General features: G+C 69.7%; 18 protein-coding genes and 1 tRNA gene. 8 read left to right on the top strand and 11 right to left on the bottom strand.

The annotated features are described in order from the left end of the window. Positions 1 to 27 precede the first annotated feature (27 nt). Positions 28 to 1,470, bottom strand: a complete 1,443-nt coding sequence (locus ACWEOE_RS18735; protein ID WP_452010527.1) for an alpha,alpha-trehalose-phosphate synthase (UDP-forming) — start codon at positions 1,468 to 1,470, stop codon at positions 28 to 30. 84 nt (positions 1,471 to 1,554) lie between these two features. Continuing rightward, positions 1,555 to 3,060 carry a threonine/serine ThrE exporter family protein gene (locus ACWEOE_RS18730; RefSeq protein ID WP_452010525.1) on the bottom strand — a complete coding sequence of 502 codons (1,506 nt, stop codon included), beginning with the start codon at positions 3,058 to 3,060 and terminating at the stop codon, positions 1,555 to 1,557. A gap of 485 nt (positions 3,061 to 3,545) precedes the next feature. On the opposite strand from ACWEOE_RS18730, the gene ACWEOE_RS18725 reads away from it, so the two are divergent. Continuing rightward, complete coding sequence (locus tag ACWEOE_RS18725; protein ID WP_452010523.1) at positions 3,546 to 4,034, top strand: NlpC/P60 family protein; 489 nt, start codon at positions 3,546 to 3,548, stop codon at positions 4,032 to 4,034. A 150-nt stretch (positions 4,035 to 4,184) separates the two neighbouring features. Here ACWEOE_RS18725 and ACWEOE_RS18720 read toward each other — a convergent pair. Further along, positions 4,185 to 4,257 (bottom strand) — tRNA-Thr (locus tag ACWEOE_RS18720). A gap of 319 nt (positions 4,258 to 4,576) precedes the next feature. Between ACWEOE_RS18720 and ACWEOE_RS18715 the strand changes: the two genes are divergently transcribed. Continuing rightward, positions 4,577 to 5,818 (top strand): acyl-CoA dehydrogenase family protein, encoded by a 1,242-nt coding sequence (locus tag ACWEOE_RS18715; RefSeq protein ID WP_452010521.1) that lies wholly within the window; start codon positions 4,577 to 4,579, stop codon positions 5,816 to 5,818. On the opposite strand, the gene ACWEOE_RS18710 is transcribed toward ACWEOE_RS18715, so the two are convergent. Genes ACWEOE_RS18710 through ACWEOE_RS18690 form a run of 5 tightly spaced genes read right to left on the bottom strand, consistent with a single transcriptional unit; the run spans position 5,802 to position 9,270 of the window. After that, positions 5,802 to 6,419 (bottom strand): GAF domain-containing protein, encoded by a 618-nt coding sequence (locus tag ACWEOE_RS18710; RefSeq protein WP_452010519.1) that lies wholly within the window; start codon positions 6,417 to 6,419, stop codon positions 5,802 to 5,804. The two genes, ACWEOE_RS18715 and ACWEOE_RS18710, sit on opposite strands and share 17 nt — an antisense overlap. Next, positions 6,409 to 7,017, bottom strand: coding sequence for a GTP-binding protein (locus ACWEOE_RS18705; RefSeq protein ID WP_452010516.1), 609 nt, complete (start codon positions 7,015 to 7,017; stop codon positions 6,409 to 6,411). The genes ACWEOE_RS18710 and ACWEOE_RS18705 overlap by 11 nt, the downstream gene beginning before the upstream one ends. Before the next feature lies 1 nt (position 7,018). Then, on the bottom strand, positions 7,019 to 7,357 hold the full coding sequence (locus ACWEOE_RS18700; RefSeq protein ID WP_452010514.1) for a DUF742 domain-containing protein: 339 nt from the start codon (positions 7,355 to 7,357) through the stop codon (positions 7,019 to 7,021). Positions 7,358 to 7,384: 27 nt separating this feature from the next. Next, positions 7,385 to 7,801, bottom strand: coding sequence for a roadblock/LC7 domain-containing protein (locus tag ACWEOE_RS18695; protein WP_452010513.1), 417 nt, complete (start codon positions 7,799 to 7,801; stop codon positions 7,385 to 7,387). Beyond that, complete coding sequence (locus ACWEOE_RS18690) at positions 7,783 to 9,270, bottom strand: sensor histidine kinase (protein WP_452010510.1); 1,488 nt, start codon at positions 9,268 to 9,270, stop codon at positions 7,783 to 7,785. The genes ACWEOE_RS18695 and ACWEOE_RS18690 overlap by 19 nt, the downstream gene beginning before the upstream one ends. Positions 9,271 to 9,722: 452 nt before the next feature. Here ACWEOE_RS18690 and ACWEOE_RS18685 point away from each other — a divergent pair, with 452 nt between their 5' ends. After that, positions 9,723 to 10,643 (top strand): NAD-dependent epimerase/dehydratase family protein, encoded by a 921-nt coding sequence (locus ACWEOE_RS18685; protein ID WP_452010508.1) that lies wholly within the window; start codon positions 9,723 to 9,725, stop codon positions 10,641 to 10,643. A gap of 9 nt (positions 10,644 to 10,652) precedes the next feature. On the opposite strand, the gene ACWEOE_RS18680 is transcribed toward ACWEOE_RS18685, so the two are convergent. Continuing rightward, entirely contained in the window at positions 10,653 to 10,853 is a 201-nt protein-coding gene (locus tag ACWEOE_RS18680; protein WP_452010507.1) for a hypothetical protein, read from the bottom strand. 612 nt (positions 10,854 to 11,465) lie between these two features. Here ACWEOE_RS18680 and ACWEOE_RS18675 point away from each other — a divergent pair. The 5 genes from ACWEOE_RS18675 (at position 11,466) to ACWEOE_RS18655 (ending at position 22,333) form a co-directional block, all read left to right on the top strand. Continuing rightward, positions 11,466 to 16,610, top strand: a complete 5,145-nt coding sequence (locus ACWEOE_RS18675) for a DUF6531 domain-containing protein (RefSeq protein ID WP_452010505.1) — start codon at positions 11,466 to 11,468, stop codon at positions 16,608 to 16,610. A gap of 111 nt (positions 16,611 to 16,721) precedes the next feature. Next, positions 16,722 to 19,034, top strand: a complete 2,313-nt coding sequence (locus tag ACWEOE_RS18670; protein ID WP_452010503.1) for a penicillin acylase family protein — start codon at positions 16,722 to 16,724, stop codon at positions 19,032 to 19,034. Positions 19,035 to 19,062: 28 nt separating this feature from the next. Then, a complete protein-coding gene (locus tag ACWEOE_RS18665; RefSeq protein ID WP_452010501.1) occupies positions 19,063 to 19,989 on the top strand; it encodes a polysaccharide deacetylase family protein in 927 nt (308 codons plus the stop codon). A 74-nt stretch (positions 19,990 to 20,063) separates the two neighbouring features. Next, a complete protein-coding gene (locus tag ACWEOE_RS18660; protein WP_452010499.1) occupies positions 20,064 to 21,701 on the top strand; it encodes a GAF domain-containing sensor histidine kinase in 1,638 nt (545 codons plus the stop codon). Next, a complete protein-coding gene (locus tag ACWEOE_RS18655) occupies positions 21,698 to 22,333 on the top strand; it encodes a LuxR C-terminal-related transcriptional regulator (protein ID WP_452010497.1) in 636 nt (211 codons plus the stop codon). The genes ACWEOE_RS18660 and ACWEOE_RS18655 overlap by 4 nt, the downstream gene beginning before the upstream one ends. A 365-nt stretch (positions 22,334 to 22,698) precedes the next feature. Here the strand turns inward: ACWEOE_RS18655 and ACWEOE_RS18650 are convergent, their stop codons facing one another. Continuing rightward, entirely contained in the window at positions 22,699 to 22,977 is a 279-nt protein-coding gene (locus tag ACWEOE_RS18650; RefSeq protein ID WP_452010495.1) for a hypothetical protein, read from the bottom strand. Positions 22,978 to 23,033: 56 nt separating this feature from the next. Then, positions 23,034 to 23,404 (bottom strand): ISL3 family transposase (locus ACWEOE_RS18645; RefSeq protein WP_452010492.1); only part of this gene is annotated, 371 nt, incomplete at its 5' end.

Below are 23,404 nucleotides of genomic sequence, written 5' to 3'. Positions count from 1 at the left end.
AGGAGGTCCAGCGCGGTACGGGGGAGGTCAGTCGACCGGCTCCGCACCCAGCGCCTGCAGGAACGAGCGCGCCCACCGGTCGACGTCGTGGGTGAGGACCTGTCGACGCATGGCGCGCATCCTGCGTCGGCCCTCTGCGGGGTCGAGCGTAATGGCAGCCACCAACGCGTTCTTCACCCCGTCCAGATCATGCGGGTTGACCAGGAACGCGCTGGTCAGTTCGGCCGCCGCGCCGGCGAACTCGCTCAGCACGAGCGCGCCCCCGAGATCGTGGCGGCACGCGACGTACTCCTTGCAGACGAGGTTCATCCCGTCGCGCAGCGGCGTCACCACCATGGCGTCGGCGGCGGAGAAGAACGCGGCCAGCTCGGTGCGGTTCACGGACTGGTGCAGGTAGTGCACGACCGGGTGGCCCACGCGGGCGAACTCACCGTTGATCCGGCCCACCATCTGCTCGATCTCGCCGCGCATGCGCTGGTAGTGCTCCACGCGTTCGCGGCTCGGCGTGGCGAGCTGGATGAAGGCGACGTCTTCCGGCTGCAGGCGCCCCTCGTGCAGCAGCTCGTGCAGCGCCTGCAGCCGCAGGTCGATGCCCTTGGTGTAGTCGAGCCGGTCGACGCCGAGCAGCACGGCCTTCGGGTTGCCGAGGTCGCGGCGGATCTGCTTGGCGCGCTCGATCACGCCCTTGCTGCGCGCGAGGTTGTCGAGTCCGGCGGCGTCGATCGAGATCGGGAACGCGCCGACGCGCACGGTGCGGTCGCCGACTTGCACCATGCCGGGCCGCGACCGCACGCCGACCGCGCCGCGCGTGGGTTCGAGGCCGACGAGCTGGCGGGCCAGCCAGAGGAAGTTCTGCGCGCCGCCGGGCCGGTGGAAGCCGATGAGGTCGGCGCCGATGAGCCCGCGCACGATCTCCGCGCGCCACGGCAGCTGCATGAACAGCTCGACCGGCGGGAACGGGATGTGCAGGAAGAAGCCGATGCGCAGGTCGGGGCGCAGTTCGCGCAGCATCGTGGGCACGAGCTGCAGCTGGTAGTCCTGGATCCACACGGTCGCGCCGTGGGCCGCGACCTCGGCGCTGGCCTCGGCGAAGCGGCGGTTGACCTTCACGTAGCTGTCCCACCACGCGCGGTCGAACACCGGCGGCGCGACGACGTCGTGGTAGAGCGGCCAGAGCGTGGCGTTGGAGAAGCCCTCGTAGTAGTCGCGGACCTCGGCGGAGGTGAGCGTGACGGGGTGCAGGACCAGGCCGTCGTCGTCGAACTCGTCGACGTCGACGTCGGGGACGCCGGGCCACCCGACCCACGCGCCCTTGCGCGAGCGCAGGAACGGTTCGAGCGCGGAGACGAGCCCGCCGGGGCTCGCCGTCCAGCGCCGGCCGCCGTCCGCGGTGCGCTCCAGGTCCACGGGCAGCCGGTTGGCCACCACGACGAAATCGGCGGACGGTGCGGTCTTCTGCTCAGTCGTCACTACAGCTGCTCCCTCGTCTTCCGCGGGTCGCGGCCCCAGTGAAACCCTAGCGCGACGTCGGGTGACGGGCCGGTGAGCAACCGGTTACTCCAGGCGGCGCTCCGAGGGCTCCAGCGGCCCCGCCAGCCGCGGTCCGGCGAGCTTGCGTTCGAGCCGGCCGAGCCGCATCCGCACGGGTTGCGCGAGGTATTCACCCAGGACAACGCCCGCGGCGAGCGCGAGCCCGATGGCGACGGCGGTCATCAGGGTGGCGATGTTGCCGCCGGGCTCCACCGCCAATTGGTACAGACCGCGATAGGTCGAGAGACCGGGGAGCAGAGGGGTGATTCCGGACACGGCGACCACGAGCGGCGTGACTCGCAGCCGGCGCGCGAGCAGGCCGCCGCAGAAACCGACGAGCGTCGCCGCGATCGCCGAGGAGCTGACCGCGTCGAACTGCGTGAGCATCAGCGCGCCGTAGACCAGCGCGCCGATCGCGCCGGCCGCCGCGGCGACGAGCATCGCGCGCATCGTGGAGTAGGAGGCGAGCGCGAAGCACGCGGCCGCGCCGGCGCCGGTGACGACCACGATGGGCAGCTGCTGCGGCGTCGAGGTGATGACCTCCGGCAACGGCGTGCTCGGCAGGTGGAGCATCAGGGCGATCTTCAGCGCCAGCACCACACCGGTGATCAGGCCGGCCGACATCAGCGCCGTTTCCATCGTGCGCCCGGCGGCGGTGACGTTGTAGCCGGTGATCGCGTCCTGCACCGCCGAGACGGTGGACAGCCCCGACAGCAGCACCGTGACGGCCGCGGCGACGACGAGCGTCGGCCGGTCGGTGGTGAGGACGTTGCTGCTCACGATCGCCATGGCCGACAGCGTCGCGACGAGCCCGCCCACGACCTGCTGGAAGAAGAACGGCAGGTGGTAGCGGTTGAGCAGCCGCCCGAGCCGGTCGATGACCGACGAGATCACGAACGCCACCACGGCCACGTCGGGGCCGCCGCCGAGCAGCAGCGTGATGAACGCGGCCAGCCCACCCCAGGCGATCGTCGCGACCCAGCGCGGGTACGGGTGCGGCGCGGAGGTGATGCGCTGCAGTTCGGTGTGCGCTTCCTCGGCGCCCATGTTCCCGCGCACGATCTTGCGCACGAGGATTTCCGCCTCGGTCAGGCGCGTGTAGTCCAGGCTGCGGCTGCGCACCACGCGCAACGCCGTGACCGGCGCGAGGTCCGTGCCGCGGTGGCAGGTGACGGTGATCGACGTGAAGATCACGTCGACCTCGCAGTGGGGCAGCCCGAGTGCCGAAGTCAGCGCGAGGATCGTGGCGGTGACGTCGGACGCGCCCGCGCCGCTCGCCATCTGCACCTCGCCGATGCGCAGCGTGAGGTCGAGCACGAAGTTCACCGTCGCGTCGTCGGGCGGCTGCGGCCCGAGCGTTTCACCGGTGTCGACGGCCGGCTGCTCCGCCGTCGGCGCCTCCAGGATGTGCCACGCGCGGCGCCGCAGGAGGTTCGGGCGGTGCCGCTGGTTCGAGCTCGGCCGAGGAGGCTCCAGGACCGGCCACCTTCTGCGGTGAACCCCCTGGTCGGCGTGCTCGTTGATCTTCATGATCGATCCCACCTCCTCGTCGTGCTGGAGTCGGGTTGCCCGACGTTCCCGGGGAGCATCGGCCCGCGCGTCCCGGCCGTTGCAGTGGTGTGCACCACGTCCGTTGTCGATCGTCCCGCAGGGTCGGGCGGGGCGCGCGTTTTCGGCCTGGAGCTGGGGTCCGAACCGCTGTGGCGGACGTGAGCCGGTGAGTGTCGGTTCGTGCCGGTGGCGGATGCGGGCGCGCGGTGGGAATGCTGCGTGAAACCGATTCCGGAAAATTCTTTTCCTGATTTTCAGGGGGTGAATTAAATGGCTCGGTTCGCGGTCGTTTTGCCTGGTCGGGTCGGCTTTTACCGCCGGCGACCCGGATTGCTTTCCGGGGTTGCCGGCAACGTTATTTGTTGATCTGTGCCGCTTATCACGGTTTGGTGCATTTCTGATTTCGGCTTCGTAATGTGCCCCTGTTTGCAATTCCGCCCCCACCGGAAGGAGCTCCACCCGAAATGGCACACCACCGAATGGCAACGTCCCGGCGCTTCGTCCGCACCGCCCTCGCGGCCACCGCGATCGCCGCGGCCATGACGGCCACCGCCGGCCCGGTCCTGGCGACCCCGGCGTCCGCCGCGTCGAGCACGGCCGTTGCCGCTCGCCCCGGCGCCGCCGCCCTCGCCCGCGCCATGACCCAGCTGGGCAAGCCCTACGCCTGGGGTGCGGCGGGTCCCAACGCCTACGACTGCTCCGGGCTGGTCGTCTGGGCCTTCAAGCAGGTCGGCGTGGCCCTGCCCCACAGCTCCCGGCTCCAGTCGACTCGCGGCACGGCCGTCGCCAAGGCCGCCCTCCAGCCCGGCGACCTGGTGTTCTTCTACAACCCCGTGAGCCACGTCGGCATCTACGCCGGCGGGGGCAAGGTTCTGCACGCCAGCACGTCCGGGCAGCCGGTGAAGCTGTCGCCGCTGGCGTCGATGCCGTTCCACAACGCCAGCCGCATCTGACCGCTGACGGCACCCGGGTGGCGAGGTTGCCGTCCGGGTGCCGGCGGGCTGATACCACCGGTACGCGCGCAGTGAGTTCCAGCGAAGGGAGATTCTGTCTGGGAAAAGAGTGGCTCTTCGTGATCGCTGCGTCGATCACCGAGGCGGAGGAGCCGGCAAGGGGACTTGAACCCCTGACCTACCGCTTACAAGGCGGTTGCTCTACCAACTGAGCTATGCCGGCAGTGCCTGAGTCAGGCGAGCACACTATATCTTTGTGACGTGTGGCCGCGTGCGGCGGGAGCAACTCGTGCACGCAGCGACAACAGCGCCGGTCCCGGATTCGCGGGCGGGTCCGTCCCCGGGGAGACGGGCACCGACCAGCGGAGAAGCCGTGGCTCGGTCGCTGGGGCGCCTCGGACTCCCGGGCGCTTCGCTACGCGCGTGAGGAATGTGATGCACCAAGTAGGCGGTACCGCCGCGGCGGCCGCTGTGCCAGAGTCGGCAGCCGTGACGAGCAGAGGCATCATCAGCGTGCGGCAGCTCACCCGGGGAGTTGGTGCGTGAGTCACCCATCGCAGCGAGGGCTGTACTTCACCTCGCCGGAGCACGACGAGTTGCGCGCCGATGTCCGCCGGTGGGCGGAAAACCACGTTGCCCCCCGTGTCCCTCACATGGAGTCCTCCCGCAGAGTCGACGTCGAGCTGTCACGAGCGATCGCGAGGCAGGGTTGGCTCGGCGCGACCATTCCGCCCGAGTACGGGGGCATGGGGCTCGGGCACCTGGCCAAGACCATCATCATCGAGGAGCTCGCGCGGGTCAGCGGTGCCATGGGTGCAATGGTCCAGGCATCCCAGCTCGGTACGGCCAAGATCCTGCACTGGGGCACTGACGAGCAAAAACAGCGTTGGCTACCGGCGATCGCGGCGGGGGACTGCCTTCCGACGATCGCGACCACCGAGACGGGATCCGGCGGCCAGGTCGGAGCGATCGAGACGAGCGCGGCCCGGGACGGCGACGAGTACGTGCTCAACGGCAGCAAGGTCTGGGTCGGCAACTCGCACGTCGGCGACCTCCACGGAGTCATCGTCCGCACGGGCCCGGGCTCGCGCGGACTGACCGCCTTCCTGGTCGAGGCCACGCGGCCGGGCTGCACGCTCGCGCCGCACCCGGAAATGCTGGGCCTGCACGGTTTCAGCTTCGGCGAGATCCGCTTCGACGACTGCCGGGTCCCTGCGGCGAACCGGATCGGCGCCGAAGGTGACGGGCTGGCGGTGGCGTTTTCCTCCAGCGTCCTCTACGGCCGGCCCAACCTCACCGCGGTTTCGCTCGGCATCCACCAGGCCGCGGTCGAGACCACTGACCGGTACACCAGCGAAGTCCGCCGCTACGGCAACCCGTTGAGCATGAAGGAAACGGTCCGGAACAAGATCGCCGAGATGCAGTCGAACCTGATGACGGCGCGGATCTTGGCCTACCACGCCGCGGATTCGCTCGACCGTGGGCTGGCGTGCGATGCGGAGCTGATGAACGCCAAGTTGGAGAACGTCAAACTGTCCAAGCGCTCGGTGGATCTCGCCATGGAGATTCACGCCGCGTATGGGCTTGTCGGCGCGCACGAGGTGTCGCGCCTGTACCGCGACGTCCCGCACATCGAACCCCCAGCGGGCACCTCCGACATCCAGCGGGTGCGGTTGGCCGAGGTGGCGCTGGGGGAATCGCGTCCGGAGTGGTCACAGCGTTTCGCCGCGGAGCTTCGCTTGAGCAGCGCCGCTCCGGAGCAGGGGCTCAGAGCGGCGGGGTAACACCCTGGCGTTCGCGCTGGTGGATCAGCGACACCAGTTCCTCGGCCAGCCCCTTGATGAGCTCCACCCCCGACTGGCCCCACGAGTGCTTGGCCGTGTCGATGACGCACACCGTGCCCAGCACGACCTCGCTCACTCCGAACTCGGTCTCACGCCTCTCGACCAGCGGGGCTCCGAGGTAGGAGCGGATGCCCAGCTTGGTGATGACCGGGTTTCCCTTCCACCGGGGGTATTCGAGGACGTCGTTGAGCGGCAGCGCCTTCTTCCGCGTGACCACGTAGGGGCACCAACCGTGGTCGAGGTCCATGGTCCGGCTCACCGGCGGGTGCGCGGCGGACGGGGACGCCTGCAGTGCCGCGCTCTGCTGCTGGTGGCTCGGTGGGTAGTACAGGCCTGCGAAGTACTGCTGCTGATCGCTGAGGAAGTTGACCATCGCGTACGGCGTGTCGGTCATCTGCGCGGCCTTGGCGGCGATCGCGTCGAACTCCGGATCCGGGAGCGAGCCGATGCCCAGCTCGCGCAAGCGCTCCATCCGGGCCAGAACGCCGGAGTCGGGCTGCGGGGCGAGGCGACGAAGGTTGGCCGGCGGGTTATACGTCATGGCGAGCTCCAGATCCGGACGGCACCGGCGCGGCACCGCGTGCCGCGTCTTCGTCCCGTCGCATGTTGACGATGTGCTCCACCAGTCGGATCAGAACATCCCTGGTGGACTGGAAAATTCGGGCGTCGCACCGGATGAGCGGGACGTGTGGCCGCAACTCGAGCGCGGCGCGCACGTCACTTTCCGGGTACATCGGCGTGCCCTGGAACTGGTTGACGGCCACGAGGAAGCGGATACCCCGCGACTCGAAGAATTCGATCGGGCCGAAGCTGTCGGTGATGCGGCGGGTGTCGACGAGCACGATGGCGCCGAACGCCCCGCGGGACAGCTCGTTCCACATGAACCAGAACCGGTCCTGCCCGGGTGTCCCGAACAGCAGGAGCCTCAGGTCCTCCGCGATCGTGCGACGGCCGAAGTCCAGGGCGACCGTCGTCGTCTTCTTGTTGGCGACACCGTCCAGACTGTCGACGGCGATGCTGGCCTGGGTCAGGGTCTCCTCGGTCGAGAGAGGCGTGATCTCGCTGATGGAGCGGACGAAAGTGGTCTTGCCCGCGCCGAACCCGCCGGCGATGAGGATCTTCATCTGCGAGGGGAGCACGTCAAAGCTTCTTGAGTTCACGCAGCACCCTTTCCAGCAAGGCATAGTCTGAGGAAGGTTCGATCAGGTTGGCGGCGAACGTGGTGGCAGCCCCCACCTTGATCAGGTCGCCGAGCAGGATCTTGGTGACCGCGACCGGCCGGCCCAGCTTGCCGGCGATCTCGGCGACCGCGGTCGGGTACTGGCACAGCCGCCACGCGCTGGCGTGTTCCTGGTTCAGCTTCTCCGGGTCGACGTTGCCGGTCGTGGCCACCCTCGACTCCAGGTCGAGCTCGACGGACGGGACGGTACGCCCGCCGGTGAGCATGTACGGGCGGGCGCGATGGCTGGGTTGCGGCACAGGGTGATCACCACTGCTCTGCACGCCTTACCGCGTTCCCATCTGGGCCGCGCCGTCGTGTCGCGCGGGAGTGGCGAGCTGCTGGCTCAGCTGCGTCGAGAGGCGACCCATTTCGTAGGAAACGGCTTTGGCGTCGACCTGGGGGTTGGCCAGGACGGCCAGGACGGTTCGTTCGGCGGGCGCGGTGACGAACATGACGAACCCCGTGAGCTCGATGACCATCTGGCGCAATCCGTCGTCTGCGACCGGGCTGAACACGGACCCGAAGGCCTGCGAGAGCGAGCACAGGCTGCCGGCCAGCGCCGCGAGTTTGTCCGCGTCGTCGTCGCCGATGCCGTACCAGCTCTTGCGGATCCCGTCCGTGGACAGCAGTACTGCGCTCTGCGCACCGGGAACCTTGTCCACGAGGCGCTGGAGCAGGAACCTCATTTCATTGTGTTCCACGAACGGTCTCCTTGCGATTGAGCGGGGTTGGTCTCGTGCACTGTGCCTGCGAGGCCTTGGTCGTTCGTGTCTGTGTCGTCGCCGGCGATGCCCTCGGCCAGGCCGGCGCGGGCATCCGCGAGCAGGCTCGGGCTGTGCCCGGTGTACACCTGCGGTTGCGGTGAGACGGAGCGAAGCTGCGGTGGCAGGTGACTCTCCGACGCGCTGCGGCGAGGCAAGGGCGGTAGCTCGGCGGACGGCAGTGCCGCGAAAGGATCGCGCACCGGCAATTCGTCGACCGGCCAGCTCGGAGCAGCGGCCTCGGTGGCCGTGTCCGGACCAGTCGCGTGGCGCGGCTCGGCGGCGACGGGGCGGCGTTGGGGAAGGGCGGGACCTGCGCTGCCGGCAGCGGGGTGCGGCCGTGGCTCAGGAGAAGGCCGCGGTTCGGGAGAAGGCCGTGGCTCCGGGGAAGGCGGTTGGCTCGAGCTCGCGACCGGGACGGGGACCGGGACCGCGCGGTCGGCGTGCAGGGCGAGGATCAGGTCGTGCGGCAGGACGACGTCGGCGTCGGTGCCGCCGAAGATGTTCCTGTTGAGCTGGACGGCGATGCCGAACCGCTGGGACAGGCCCTTGACCACGGCCAGGCCGATCTGGTCGTTGGTCAGGATCGTGTCGAGGTCGATGGCGGTGGAGGGCGCGAGCAAGTGGTTGTAGTGCTCGCGCTCCTTGTCCGGGATCCCCACGCCCCGGTCGCGGATCTGGACGTGCAATCCGGCTTGCACGTCGAACGCACGCACCTCGACGGCCGGTGCCGACGGGTTCTGGAACTGCGTGGCGTTCTCGATCAGTTCCGCGAGCAGGTGGATGACTTCGGCGACCGCGCGTCCGTGGACCTGGACGTCCGGGCTGGGAAGCACATCGACGTGCGGGAAATCCTCGATCTCGGCGCACGCCGACATCAGGACCTCCCTGACCGTCAGCGGCGACTCCTCGCGGCTGAGGAGCCCGCCTTCGCCGCGCATCACCTCGATGTTCTCGACCTGGCGCCGCAGCTGGGTCGCCAGGTGGTCGAGCTTGAAGAGCCCCGCCAGCTGATCGGGGTCTTCCGTCTCGTGCTCGAGGTTGTCGATGTGCGCGATCATGCGGCCGATCAGCGCGAGCAGCCGATGGGAAAGCTTCCCGAGGACCTGCTCCGGCCGAGGAGCGTGGGTGAACAGGACCGGCGGCGTCGCCGGCTGCTGCGGGCCGGGACTCGGCGCCGCGCCCGCCGCCACGGTTCGCCGTGCCGCAGCGATCGCCGATCTGGTCCGGCCGAGGTGGATCAAGGCACCCGCGACGACGACCACGATCACCGCGAGGCACAGCCAGAGGCCCCAGCTCACTCGCGCGGCGACCACGGCCGAAACGGCAAGGGCAATCCCGGAACACACCACCGCCGCGACAGCAGCGGCGGGCATCGGCTGACCGATCGCCCGGATGGGGCCCGTCACCTCGGCGCTCGTCGGGACTGGCTCGCGTCCAGGTACACGCTGATCAGACATCAGGTCCTTCCTGACCAGGACTCGGCAAAAGCGCTGGCAGCAAACGACAAAGCAACGCCGCAACACTCCCGGACACCTAGGGCAGCGTGACGACTTGGCGCAGGAATGCTACCGCAGAAGAAATCTGAAAATTTCGGGACCGTGCCACGACCCCGTAGAGAACAGGTGCAAGTCAACAACCACATGGTTTTCGAAAACTCTTGCAATAACAGCGGGAGCGCGATATCAAGAGGAAACTCGGTTCATCGTCTCCTCTTCCTCTGCCCGACCCCAGAGCACGGTGTTCGTGCCGCCGTCGGACGAGCTCAGGGGGAGTGCGGCCGGGTAACCTGCCCCTTCGGGCACCAGAAAGGGCGCACTCGCCCCTTCTGGCCCAGCGCACGCCGTGAAAGCATCGCGGTGTGCTGAAGAACGCGAACGTCGTCATCACCGGCGCGACGGGTCAGGTCGGGCTGCCGGTTGCTCTCGCTTTGGCCGCCGAGGGGCTGGGGAACCAGGTCTGGGCGGCGGCGCGGTTCACGAACCCCGAGGTCAAGGCGCGGCTCGAAGCGGCGGGCGTGAAGTGCGTCGTCGTGGATGTGGCGAGCGGGGAGGGCTTCGGGGATCTGCCGGAGACGGTGGATCACGTGCTGAACTTCCTGGTGGCGCGGACGGCGGACAGCGAGGCCGACCTGGTCGCGAACGCGGAGGCCGTCGGGCTGCTCATGACGCGGTTCCGGGACGCCAAGTCCTTTTTGCACTGTTCGTCGACCGCTGTCTACGCGCCCGCGGCGGACGGGGGCGAGCTGGCCGAGGACGCGCTCCTCGGCGACAACAAGCACACCAAGATGATGCCGAACTACGTGCTCACACGGGTGGCGGCCGAAGCCGTCGCCCGGACGTACGCGCGCACGCTCGACCTGCCGACCGTGATCACGCGCCTCAACGTGCCCTATGGCGACAACGGTGGCTGGCCCTGGTACCACCTGCTGATGCTCGCCGGCGGCCACCCGATCCCCGTGCCGGCCGACGGTGGCGCCTACCGGCTGATCCACGAGGACGACATCGTCCGCCTGCTGCCCGCGCTGCTCGACGCCGCCGGGGTACCCGCGACGACGGTCAACCTGGCGGGCTCCGAGCGCGTCACGATCGAGGAGTGGGTCACCTACCTCGGCGAGCTGATCGGCAAGACGCCGACCTTCACCGTGGACCCCAACGCGATCGAGGGCACCGTGGCCGACGTGCGCAAGCTGACGTCGCTCGTCGGTGAGCCGACCACGGTGACCTGGCGCGAGGGCCTCGAGCGCATGGTGAAGGTGCGCAACCCGGAACTGATGGGCTGACTTCTCGACCTACTTGACCACGATCGGGTTCACCGGCGAACCCGTTCCGCCCACCACCTTCAACGGTGCTGGACCTCGTTGCCGATGGTGCCGGTGCCTGGGGCCCAACAGGTTCAGGGCGCCGATCTCGTCCTCGGCACCCCAGCGGCCCCAGTTGGTCGGGGCTCCGGACAGGATCTCGGAAAGCTGCTTCGCCGGCTGATCGCTCACGACGGACCACGCCCCTTGACGTCACTGTCGGGCTCGCGTTGGTGCTGTGCAGCGAACATAAGTGGCGGGGTGGGTGCTGTCAGTAAACCAACATCGGTCTGGCGGAGCCGGCTGCGCCTCTCCCGGACGGGCTCAGGGGGCACGCCGCTCCTCCGGGCCGCACTCGCCGACCCGGGGTGTGGAGTCAGTCGATGTTGATAATCGAACATTAGCCGCGAACCTCGCCCGGCGGCAACAGGCGCGGGCGGGCACTGCTCGAGGCGAGACCTCAGGGGTGGCGAGCCGCGGCCGGTCCGAAAGTGATCGATCGGGGCTGTTCGTGGCCGATCGCGCGGAGTGGGAAAACCGCCACAGGTCGTCAACCTTCATGACTGCGCCGGTGGGAGAAATCGGACATTTTCTAGAGCGGATCAGCGGGGAAAGTGGGCCGGGGTACGGGGATACGCGGTTCACGATCGTACCCACGATTCCTGCCCGGAGGATCCTGAGCTGGGTTTGAGTGACCGTGGGCGAACCCTTTCGAAGGTAAAAACGGGCCGGGTGAACCGATCCTTTCGTGCTGCCGTTGATACTGGTTGAGAACGGGGAGTTCCGGGAAAAGGCGGTCGCACGGTGAGCAATCCTCTGGTCGTCCAGACGCAGGATTCGACAAAGGCGTATTCGGGCATTTCGCTGCTGGAGTCGGCGAACGGACTGGCCCAGGGGATCGAGTCGGGCGATTGGGCCGCGACGGCGATGGGGGCCGTGGGCACCGGTCTGGACATGCTGTCGGTCGCGATGGACCCGTTCGGCGCGGCCCTGGCGGCCGGTGTGGGGTGGCTGCTGGAGCACGTGGGGCCGTTGAAGGAGGCGCTCGACGGCCTGACCGGCAACGCGGACCAGATCAAGGCACAGTCGGAGACGCTGCAGAACGTCTCGAAGGAGCTCGGCGCGGTCGCCACGGACCTGACCGACTCGGTGAACGCCGACCTGCAGTCCTGGACGGGCGCCGCGGCCGATGCGTACCGGGCGCGGGCGCAGGACCTGAGCAACTCGCTGCAGGCCGCGGCAAAGGGCTGCGAAGGCGCGGCTTCGGGCGTGGCGAAGGGTGGCGAGATCGTCGCCGCCGTGCGGACGTTGGTGCGTGACACCATCGCGCAGATCATCGGCCACCTCATCGACTGGGCGCTGGAGGAGGTGGCCTCGCTCGGGCTCGCCACCCCCTTCGTCCTCGGGCAGATCGCCACCACCGTGGCGGACACCGCGGCGCACATCACCAAGCTGGTGACGGGACTGGTCAAGGCGCTCAAGGCGCTGGCCCCGCTGTTGAAGAAGACCGGCGCGCTGTTCGAGGACGTCGGCAAGGGCTTGAAGGGGCTCAAGGGCGGGAAGGTCGCGCCGCCGCCGAAGACGAAGGGCCTCAGCGGCACGCCGGAGGCACCGCCGGTGAAGTCGGGTGGTGCGGACAGCGGGGGCACGAAGGCGTCGGGTTACCAGGGCACGCCGAAGGACTACACCCCTCCGCCGGGTTCGAAGGGTGCCGACGACGGCACGCACACCTCGGGCTACTCGGGTGCCGGCGGCAAGGACTACACCCCGCCGGCCGGCGCGAAAGGTGCCGACGAAGGCGGCTCCGGTGGCTCCGGCTACTCCGGCTCGGGTACGGACTTCGGGTCGTCGGCCGGCAAGGCGGGCAAATCGGGCGACGACTCGACGCACGCGTCCAGCGCCGGCGGTGGCAAGGGCGGTGGCGAAATCCCGCCACCCACCAAGACGAACGACGCCCCGCCGGCCAAGGAGACCGGCGACGAGTCGACGGTGACGTCGGGTGCCGGCGGCGGAACGCCCAAGGGCACCGACACCACCCCCGCGCCGCGCTCGAAGGGACCCGACTCGCTGGGCTCGGGCGGCAAGTCCGTCGACGAGTCGACGCCCGCGACCCAGCGGTGCGTCGGCGGTGACCCGGTCGACCTGGTCACCGGCGAGATGGTCATGGCGCAGACGGACCTGGAGCTGCCCGGCGTCCTTTCGCTCGTCCTGGAGCGCGTGCACGTGTCCGGTTACGCCAAGGGCCGCCTCTTCGGCCGCAGGTGGGCGGCGACGCTCGACCAGCGCGTGGAGATCGACGACGACGGCATCCACTACGCGGCGGCCGACGGTGTTGTCCTGCACTACCCCAAACCGGCCGATTCGAACGAACGCGTGCTGCCGAGCCTGGGCACCGAATGGCCACTGCTGTGGGACCGCGAGACCGACGTCGTCCTGATCGGCCAGCCGGAAAGCGGCCGGACGCTGGCGTTCCCGCAGCACCCGACCGGTGTGCGGCCGCTCGCCGTGCTGGCTGACCTCCAGGACAACCGGATCACGTTCTCCTACGACGAACGCGGTGTGCCCACCGAGATCCGCCACTCCGGCGGGTACCGGGTGCTCGTCGGCTCGGTCGAGACGTTCGCGGGCCCGCGGATCGCGGACCTGCGCCTCGAGGACGCCGCGCACGGCACCGAGATCACCGTGGTGTCGTTCGGCTACGACGACGGCGGGCGGCTGACCGAGGTCCGCGACCCCCAGGGCCGGCCGATGCTGCTCACCTACGACGCCGAAGACCGCGTCACCGGCTGGGTCGACCGCAACGGTCACGGCTACCGGTACGTGTACGGCCCCGACGGCCGCGTGGTCCGCACCGAGGGCACCGGCGGTTTCCTCGCCTCCGAGTTCGCCTACGACCGCGAAACCCGCGTGACGAGGATGACCGACTCGCTCGGCCACGTCACCGAATACCACTTCAACGAGCTCAACCAGGTCGTGAAGTTCGTCGACGCGCGCGGCGGCGTCACCGAGACCCAGTACGACGGACGCGGTGGTGTTCTCGCGATCACCGATCCGCTGGGCGACGTGGTTCGCGCCGAGCAGGAAGACGGCCGGGTGAGCGTGGTGCGGCCGGACGGCTCGTCCGTGCAGCTCGTGTCGGAGACCCCGGGCAGCCGGCCCACCAAGTCGGTCGGCCCCGACGGCTCGGAGTCCCATCGCGAGTACGACAACCGCGGCAACGTCGTCGCGGACATCGACCCGGATGGTTCGACCACCGCATACGACTACGGCGAGCACGGCGAACTGCTGGCGGTGCGCGACGCCGCCGGCACGACGCGCTACGAGACGAACGCCGCGGGCCTCACGACCGCGGTGATCGACCCGTCCGGCGCGCGGGTCTCGATCGAGCGCGACGCGTTCGGCCGGATCGTTGCCGTCACCGACCCGCTCGGCGCGGTCGCGCGGACCGGCTGGACCGTCTCGGGGCTCAAAGCGTGGGAGATCCTGCCCGACGGTGGCCGTGAGGAGTGGCACTACGACGGCGAGGACAACCTCGTGCACCACCGCGACCGCACGGGCGCGCAAACGGTGTTCGAGTACGGGCCGTTCGACGAGATCACGGCACGGACCGACCCGTCGGGAGTGCGGTACGAGTTCGCCTACGACACCGAACTGCGGCTCACGACGGTCACCGGTCCTCAGGGGATGACCTGGCACTACGCGTACGACGCCGTGGGCAACCTGGTGTCGGAGACCGACTTCAACGGCTCGACCACCACGTACGTCCACGACCAGGCGGGCAACACGATCGAGCGGACGAACGGCGCCGGGCAGCGCATCGCCTACACCTACGACAAGCTCGGCCGAGTGATCCGCCGGGTCGGCGATGGTGTCGACCACCAGCTGACCTACGACGTCGCCGGCCGGCTCGTGTCGGCCCGCAGCCCCGAGAGCGTGGTCGAGTACACCTACGACCGGATCGGCCAGGTGCTGACCGAGACCGTGAACGGGGCCACCACGAAGTTCGACTACGACGAGGCCGGGCGCGTGACCGGTCGCGTGACGCCGAGTGGCGCGACATCCCGGTGGAGCTACCGGGACAACGGCCTCCCGCTGGCGCTCGAAGCGGCCGGCGGTGGGCTGAAGTTCAGCTACGACCCGGTCGGCCGGGAAATCGCGCGGACGACGGACGCCGGTGCTGTGCTGCAGCAGGGTTACAACACCATCGGGCAGGTGACCCAGCAGGTGGTGCGGGCCGGTGGGCGGGAGCGGCAGCACCGCACTTTCGCTTACCGTGCCGACGGTTTCGTGCTCCGCACGACCGACAACCTGCGTGGCGCGCGCTCCTACGACCTCGACGCGGCCGGCCGGGTCAAGACCGTGCACGCGGCGAACTGGACCGAGCACTACGGCTACGACGCGCAGGGCAACCTGGCGCTGGCGGTGCTGCCGGGCGACGACGACGTGCAGGGCGAACGCGTGCGCACGGGCACCTTGGTGCGCAGCGCCGGCCGCACCTCCTACGACTACGACTGCCACGGCCGGGTCGTCCGGCGAGTCAGCCGCACCACGACGGGCCAGGCGCTGGAGTGGCGCTACACCTGGAACGCCGAGGACCGGCTCGTCCGGCTCACCACCCCGGACGGCGAGACGTGGGCCTACAGCTACGACCCGTTCGGCCGGCGCATCGCCAAACGCCGGCTCGCCGAGGACGGCGCGGCGGTGTCCGAGATGCGGTTCTCGTGGGACGGCATGCGGCTCGCCGAGCAGAGCGTGGTGCACGACGGGGTGACCGACGTTGTCACGTGGGACTGGGCACCTGGTTCACACCGGGTTCTGGCGCAGACCAAGCGGCAACTTTCCGGCGCGGCGCCGGTGAAGTCGAGTTTCCACACCGTGGTCACCGATGCCGCCGGTACGCCGACGGAACTCGTCGACGCCGAGGGGCGGATCCCGTGGGCGGCCACGACGACGCTGTGGGGTACGTCGGTGGTCACGCCCGGCGAGGAGGCCGGGTTCCCGCTGCGGTTCCCCGGGCAGTACCACGATGCGGAGAGCGGGCTGAACTACAACCTCAACCGGTACTACAACCCGTCGGTCGGGGCTTACCTGACGCCGGACCCGTTGGGGCTCAACCCTTCGCCGAACAACCACGCCTATGTGGACAATCCGCTGCTGCTGCTCGACCCGTTGGGGTTGGCGCCGGGTTGTCTGGGTGGCAAGACGGCGCGCAACGGCAAGGGCAAGCCGAACCCGATGCTGGACTCGGCCGCGCGGCTCAAGCGCAAGCTGGGCCGGAAGATCAACGGCAAGCAGACGCCGGAATACGTGTACCGCATCGACGAACGGCCGCCCCAGACCATCGCGAACGACGGGTTCCAGCCCTGGAAGCCGGACGGTTCGCTCAAGGTGGAAGAGCACGTCAACAACGCACATGCCGACACGGGGCTGGCCGCGAAGCACGACAGCCAGTTCGTGTCGACGGGTGACTACAGAGTGCTGCACGACCCCACGTTGAACGGCCGGCCGGGCGACTATCAGGTTTACCGCATCGACCCGAGCAAGGCCGGTGGCCAGTTCCACGACGTCAACGCTCATTTCGACGGTATCGGTGTCAATCGTCCGTACCCCGAGCAGAGGGAATGGCTCTTCGAGGGCGAGAAGGCCGCGGATGGCAGCCGGCCAGGCATCCCCGCGGATGCGGTCGTCGGGTCCGTTCCGCTGAAGTCGATCCAGAGTCACCCGGACTTCAAAATCGGGCCGGGCAAAGTCGAATCCATTCCGGGCGCGGACAAACTCGACTGGCAGCCGCTGCCGCCGCGCAGCGGCGCGAACGCGGAAGCCGGCCCGAGCGACCTCGGTGGCGGCGCGGGTTCGAGCACCGGTGGCGGCCCGGCCGCCGGCTCGTCCGCCTCCTCCGGTGCGGGCTCGTCCGGCTCCGGAGGCATTGAAGAGGTCAGCCGGGCCTGACTTACCCGAACGGCTAGCCATCACCTACCCGGGTGGCTGCGAAGTTTTGCCGACGCGGCCACCCGCCGGGCTGTTTGACTGCTCCCACTCGATGACGAGACGGGAGAAACCGTGGTGGTACCTGACCGAACCTCCCACACGCTGCCGGGGCTGACGGCGCCCGCGGAGATCGTGGTGGACCGCTGGGGTGTGCCGCACATCTACGCGGCCAGCACGTACGACGCGTTCCGGGTGCAGGGCTTCAACGCCGCCCGCGATCGGTTGTGGCAGATCGACTTCTGGCGGCGCCGCGGGCTCGGCCGGCTGGCGGAGGTGTTCGGCGCCGAGCACGCCGAGCGGGACCGCGCGGCGCGGCTGTTCCTCTACCGGGGCGACATGCACCGCGAGTGGCTCGCGTACGGCTCGGACACCAAGCGCGCGACGACCGCGTTCGTGGAGGGCGTGAACGCGTTCGTCGAGCTCACGCGGCAGGACCCGGAGCTGTTGCCGGCCGAGTTCCGGGAGCTGGGGTACGAGCCGGCGTTGTGGGAGCCCGAAGACGTGGCGCGCATCCGCAGTCACGGGCTGTTCTACAACGTCCGCGAGGAGGTCGCCCGCGCTCGCACGCTGCGGGACCTGCCGGCGGACGTCGAGGAGCTGCGGCGGCGGCGCGAGCCGTGGCGGCCCGTCGAGGTCCCGGATGGTCTCGACCTCGCCGCGATCCCTGACGACGTGCTGCGCGTGTACGACCTCGCCACGACCGCGCCCGTGTTCGCGCCGCCGGCGCCGGACGACCCGCAGGGCGACGGGTTGCCGGAGGGCAGCAACAACTGGGTCCTCGCCGGGTCGCGCACGCGCTCGGGCCGGCCGTTGCTGGCCAACGACCCGCACCGCGCGGCCGCCGCGCTGCCGGGGCTGCGTTACATCGCGCACCTCAACGCGCCGGGTTTCGACGTGATCGGCGGTGGCGAGCCGGCGTTGCCGGGCATCTCCATCGGCCACAATGGACGGATCGCGTTCGGTCTCACGATCTTCGCGATCGACCAGGAAGACCTCTACGTCTACGAGACCGACCCGGCCGACCCGCTGAGCTACCGCTACGACGGCCGCTGGGAACCGATGCGGCGCGTCACCGAGACGATCGCCGTGCGCGACGGCGACCCGGTGGAGGCCGAGCTGCTCTTCACCCGCCACGGCCCGGTCGTCTACCAGGACCCGGAGAAACACACCGCCTTCGCGGTGCGCGCGGCCTGGCTCGAAGCCGGCATGGCGCCCTACCTCGGCAGCATGGACTACATGCGCGCCGGCGACTGGGACGAGTTCTCGGCCGCCATGAACCGCTGGGGCGCGCCGCCGGAGAACCAGGTCTACGCCGACCCGTCGGGCCGCATCGCCTGGCAGACCGGCGGTCTCACACCGATCCGCCCCAACTGGGACGGCACCCTGCCCGTGCCCGGCGACGGCCGCTACGAGTGGGCGGGCTTCTACGACACCGACCAGCTGCCCGGCGCCGTCGATCCCGAGGCCGGATTTCTGGCCACTGCCAACGAAATGAACCTCCCCGACGGCTACCCGCCCGACCGCCACATCACCTACGACTGGTACGCGCCCTACCGCAAGCACCGCATCGACGAGGTCCTCGCGCAGACCACCGACGCCACGCCGCAGAGCATGGTCGACCTGCAGAGCGACTTCCTGTCCGTGCCCGCGCGGCGGATCGTGGCGCGGCTGCGGGAGCTGAGCGTCGACGTCGACGGGCTGGAGCTGCTCACGAGCTGGGACGCCGTGCTCGCCCCGGATTCCGCGGCCGCCGCGCTGTTCGAGGTCTGGTACCGCCGGCACCTGCGGCCCGCGTTGCTGGCCCAGGCACTGGAACCGTTGGTGGGCTTGGCCGAGGCCGCCGCCACGGCCACGCGGGTCTCACCGGCCGAAGACCTCCTCGCCGACGCGCGGATCGACCTGGAGCTGGTCGAGAACTCCACCTCGCTCGACGCGCTCGCCGAACTCGTCGCCAAAACCCTGCCCGCCGCCGTCGCCGACCTCGAAGAACTGCTGGGCACCGACCGGAGTGCGTGGGCGTGGGGCCGGCTGCACGTGGCCCGCGCGCAGCACCCGCTGAAAGCGTTGCTCCCCAACCTGCCGCAAGACCGGCTGGCCACGCAACCGCTTCCGCGCGGCGGCAGCGGCGACACCGTCGGGAACACCGAGTACGGGCCGAACTTCGTGCAGTCGGCCGGCGCCACGTTCCGGATCGTCGTCGACGTCGGCGAGTGGGACTCGTCCCTCGCGATGAACGCGCCCGGCCAATCAGGCCGGCTCGACGACCCGCACCTGACCGACCTGTTCGCCCCGTGGGCACGCGGGGAGGCGTTCCCCCTGCTCTACAGCCGGGAGCGGATCGACGCGGAAGCCGAGACCGTGATCCAGCTGAACCCGCCCGCCTGAAACCCGCTTTCGAGACGAAGGAGCACCCATGGGTCACCTGCAACTCCCACCCGGCAAGAAGATCGCCGTGAACCTCGGCACCGACTTCGACGCGCAGTCGCTGTGGCTGGGCGGGTTCAACCGGCCGAGCCCGTCGTTCATGTCCCGCGGCCAGTTCGGCGCCGAGGTCGGCGTGCCGCGGCTGCTGGAGCTGTACAAGCGCTTCGACATCACCACCACGTGGTTCACGCCGGGTCACTCCGTGGACACGTTCCCCGAGCAGTGCAAGGCGGTGCTGGAAGCCGGCCACGAGTTCGGCCACCACGGCTACTACCACGAGATCCCGCCGGGCATCGAGCGGGACACCGAGCTGCGGCTGGTGGACCTCGCGTTCGCCACGTACGAGAACGTGCTCGGCATCCGGACCACGGGCTACCGCTCGCCGTACTGGGACTACAGCGAGAACACGCTCGACATCATCGAACAGTGCGGCTTCCGCTACGACACCAGCCTGATGGCGCGCGACCTCGTGCCGTACCACCCGCAGCGCTGGCAGATCAACTGGGAGAAGGGCAACGTCGCGGGCCCCGCCAGCTCCGTGCTCGAGATCCCGGTGAACTGGTACCTCGACGACTTCCCGCCGCTGGCCTACACCGGCGTGTCCACCGGCATGCAGGACACGGAGACGATCTTCCGGCGCTGGCGCGACATCTTCGACTACGCCTACGAGCGCGTGCCGAACCCCGTGTTCGCCTCGTGCGTGCACCCGCAGATCATCGGCCAGGCGCACAACATGATGTGGTACGAGAAGCTGATCGAGCACATCGTCTCGCGCGACGGCGTGTGGTTCGCGACCTGCGACGAGATCGCGCGCGCGTGGGTGGACGACGAGGAGGACGCGCGGCTGATGGCGCTGCCGGACGTGCGCGGTGTCGAGGCGGCGCCGGCGGACTCGAGCTGGGCGCGGCAGGCCTGATTTCGTGAGTGGCTCGTGAGTGGCTCGGACCGGGTGAAAGGGCCGGTCCGAGCCGTTTCCGCGCGGTCGTGGCCGTGACGGACCCCGGCGGGTGTGGGACGCTGGCGGGCGAGCAGAGAGGACGGGCGCTCGTGGACTACCTCGTCGACGGTGGTGGCCTGCAGGCGATCGACGACGCCCTGCGCCCGATCCTCGACGAGATCCGTGAGCTGCTCGCGGCCGACGTCGCGCTGGTCGTGTACGAGGCCCGGCGCAGCGGTCCGCCGCACGTCGTGCTGTCGGGAACCGCGGAGTGGTTCCTGCACAACGAGCCCGTGGTCGTGAACCAGGCACTGCCGCGGCACGAGCCGGCTTCGCTGGTCGAGCTGGAAATCCGGTCGAAGTTGCGTCGCCACGCCGTGCGGCTCGGCGTGTGCATGGTGGTGCCGTGGCGGGACGCGTTCGGTGCCGGGGCGGTGCTCGTCGGCACGTCGGGTTCGCCGGTGCGTGATCCGGCCACGCTGGCCGACGAAGGGCTGCGCAAGCACTACCGCGCGACGATCGCGCGCGCGTTGCGGCAGGCGCGGCAATCGGGTTCGGTGCAGCTGAACCGCTCGTTGCGGGGCGCGGCTCGGCTGGTGGCGGAGGCCGCGGTCGACGGGCCGAACGTGCCCGCGGTGCTGTCGGCGGTGCTCACCTCGGCGCGGGACCTGCTGCGGTCGGAGGTCGCGTACCTTGCCGTGCCGGACGGTGGGGCGGGGACGTTCGTGTTCGACCAGGTGCTGGGGATCCGGACGCCGGCGTTCCGGAGCCTGCGCGTGCAGCTCGGGCAGGGCCTCGGGGGCCTCGCGCGGGAGCTGGGCAAACCCGTCCGCTCGGCCAACTACGCGGCGGACGTGCGGCTGCAGGCGGCGCCCGTGAGCGAGACGCGCGACGAGGGGATCGTCTCGGCGATGGCGGTGCCGGTGCTGGTGGGGCGGGAGACCGCGGCGGTGCTGTACGTCGGTGACCGGCGGATGCGCGCGTTCACGCCCGTCGACGAAGACCTGCTGGAGGAATTCGCGGGACACGCGTCGCTGGGGTTGCGGCGGCGGCTGAGCGAGCGGCACCGGGCGGAGGTCGTGGAGCGGTCGGTGCGCGAGCGCGTGGCGTACGACCTGCACGATTCCGTGGTGCGGGGGCTCGTGACGATCGGGTTCGAAGCCGAGCAGGCCGGGTTCTCGGCCACGGACCCCGACACGGCCACGCGGCTCGCGGCGATCGCGCACGCGGCCGAGGCTTGCTTGGCGCGGCTGCGGGGTGAGCTGGGGGCGCTGGTCGTCGCGGGCCGGGGGATGCGGGCTTCGGAGGTGCTGGACCGCATCGACGCCCTGCCGGACCGCGGCGTGCCGCGCAGCTTGGAGCTGGAGGGCGACGACGTCGACGTGGTGCGGGGTGTCGCGGACGCGCTGGTACGGGTCGGGCAGGAGGCCGTGGCGAACGCCGAGCAGCACTCGGGCGGTGACCGGCTGGCGGTTCGCGTGGTGACCGATACTGCGGGGGTGGTGAGCTTGCAGGTCACGGACAACGGCACCTTCGACGAGGCCGCGCGTGGTGTTGCGGCCGGGCACTTCGGCATGCGCGCGATGCGTTCGGCCGTTTCGCAGCTGGGCGGCTCGCTGGTCGTGCACCCCGCCGACGGCGGCGGCACGGTGGTCCACGCGACGATCCCGGTCTGGGCGGTGCCGTCGTGATCCGCTTCTGCGTCGTCGACGACCACGAGGTGATCCACGACGGCCTCCGCGCCATGGCCGACCGCGAACCCGACCTCGAATTCGCCGGTGGAGCCACGTCGGTCCGGGCCGGCGAGGAGCTGGTCGACGCCGTGCAGCCGTCGGTGGTGTTCCTCGATCTGCGCATCGGGGAACACGACGGCGGCAATGGGATCAACCTGTGCCGGGTTTTCACCGGGCGGTATCCGCGCCTGTCGGTGGTGCTGTTCAGCGCTTACGGCAACGGTGAGCTGCTCGCCCAGGCCATCGACGCGGGCGCCGCAGGATACCTGCTCAAGGAGACGTCGGTGAGCCGCGTGCCGGCCATCCTGCGCGAGATCACCGCGAGTGGCAGCTGGTTCGAACCGCGCATCGCGAGCGAGCTGCTGCACCGCCGCTCCCACGGCGCCCCGGCGACGCCCGCGTTCAGCGCCCGCGAACTCGACATCGTGCGCGGCATCAGCCGGGGCGAGAACAACCACGAGATCGGGGAGCAGCTGCACATCAGTCCGCACACGGTGAAGTACCACATCGCGTCGCTGCTGAGGCGCCACGATGTGCATCGGCGGGCTGAGCTGGTGAGGTTGGCTTCGGACCTGCACTTGCTCGACTGAGTACGGCTTTGGTCAGCGACGGGCTCGACCAAGCCAGGCATCGATCGACTGCGGCCCCGACCAACTGCGGCCCCGATCAAGCACCGGTCGATCAAGCACCGTCTCGATGGCCTGGTCAGGCGGGCGTCGATCAGACAGCGCCCCCGACCAAGCACGCCCCCGACCAAGCACGGCCTCGACCAAGCACGGTCTCGACCAACCACGGTCTCGATCGAACACAGGCCCGACCAAGCACGGTCCCGACCAGCGCGGCGTCGAACAGCCCGGGCCCACCGGAACCGCTCCCGTGGACCGCCTGCCTGCGGGGTTTCGCACTGGAACCCCTGGTAGCCAGGGCCTTCACCCCGGCAGGCGTCCGGCGCGCGTCAGGAAGCCGCCGCCAGTCGTACCCGACGGGTGCGGCGGTAGGAAACCAGTTCCCGCACCTCGTCCGTGGTGATGATGCGCACGGCGTCGTCCAGCAGCTCCGCCGTGGCGACCTGCAGCGGCCACCCCGCCAGGCCCGGGACCGGTTCGTGCCAGAACCACTGGCCCTGCGTGAGATCTTCGGCCGCGACCTCGTTCACTGTGTCCTGCATGGCGTTCCCCCCGCTGGTGTCTTCCGAAGACGTGTGTTCGCCGAAGGCGTGTTCCCCCGAACTCATGCCAGAACCCTAGCGACGACCCCCGACAAAAAAGGCTCTTGTGTCGTGTCCGTGGGTTAGCGGCCGGGGAGTGGGGGTCGGTGGCCGCCGAGGGCGAGCATGGCGAGGGCGATGAGGGCGTGGGGGTGGTGGAAGCCGAAGGCGATCCTGGTGATGAGTCTGATTTTGGTGTTGACCGATTCGATGAGGGCGTTGGATAGACCGTGGTCCAGGGCGGCGTCGATGGCGGGTTTGTGGCGTTTGATCTTGCGGCCGAGGTCGACGAAGGCGGGGATGCGGCAGCGCTGGGCCCAGGCGCACCAGCGTTCCAGGGCCTGTTTGCCGGCCTCGCTCTTGACGGTGAAAATGTAGCGGAGGCCTTCTTTGAGCAGGTAGGCGCGGTGCAGGCGAGGGCTGGTGGCGGCGATCCAGGCCAGTTTGGCCTGCT

Source organism: Amycolatopsis sp. NPDC004368, assembly GCF_053602515.1.
Note: the sequence above shows the minus strand (reverse complement) of the source record. Positions and strands in the feature narration are given on the sequence as shown.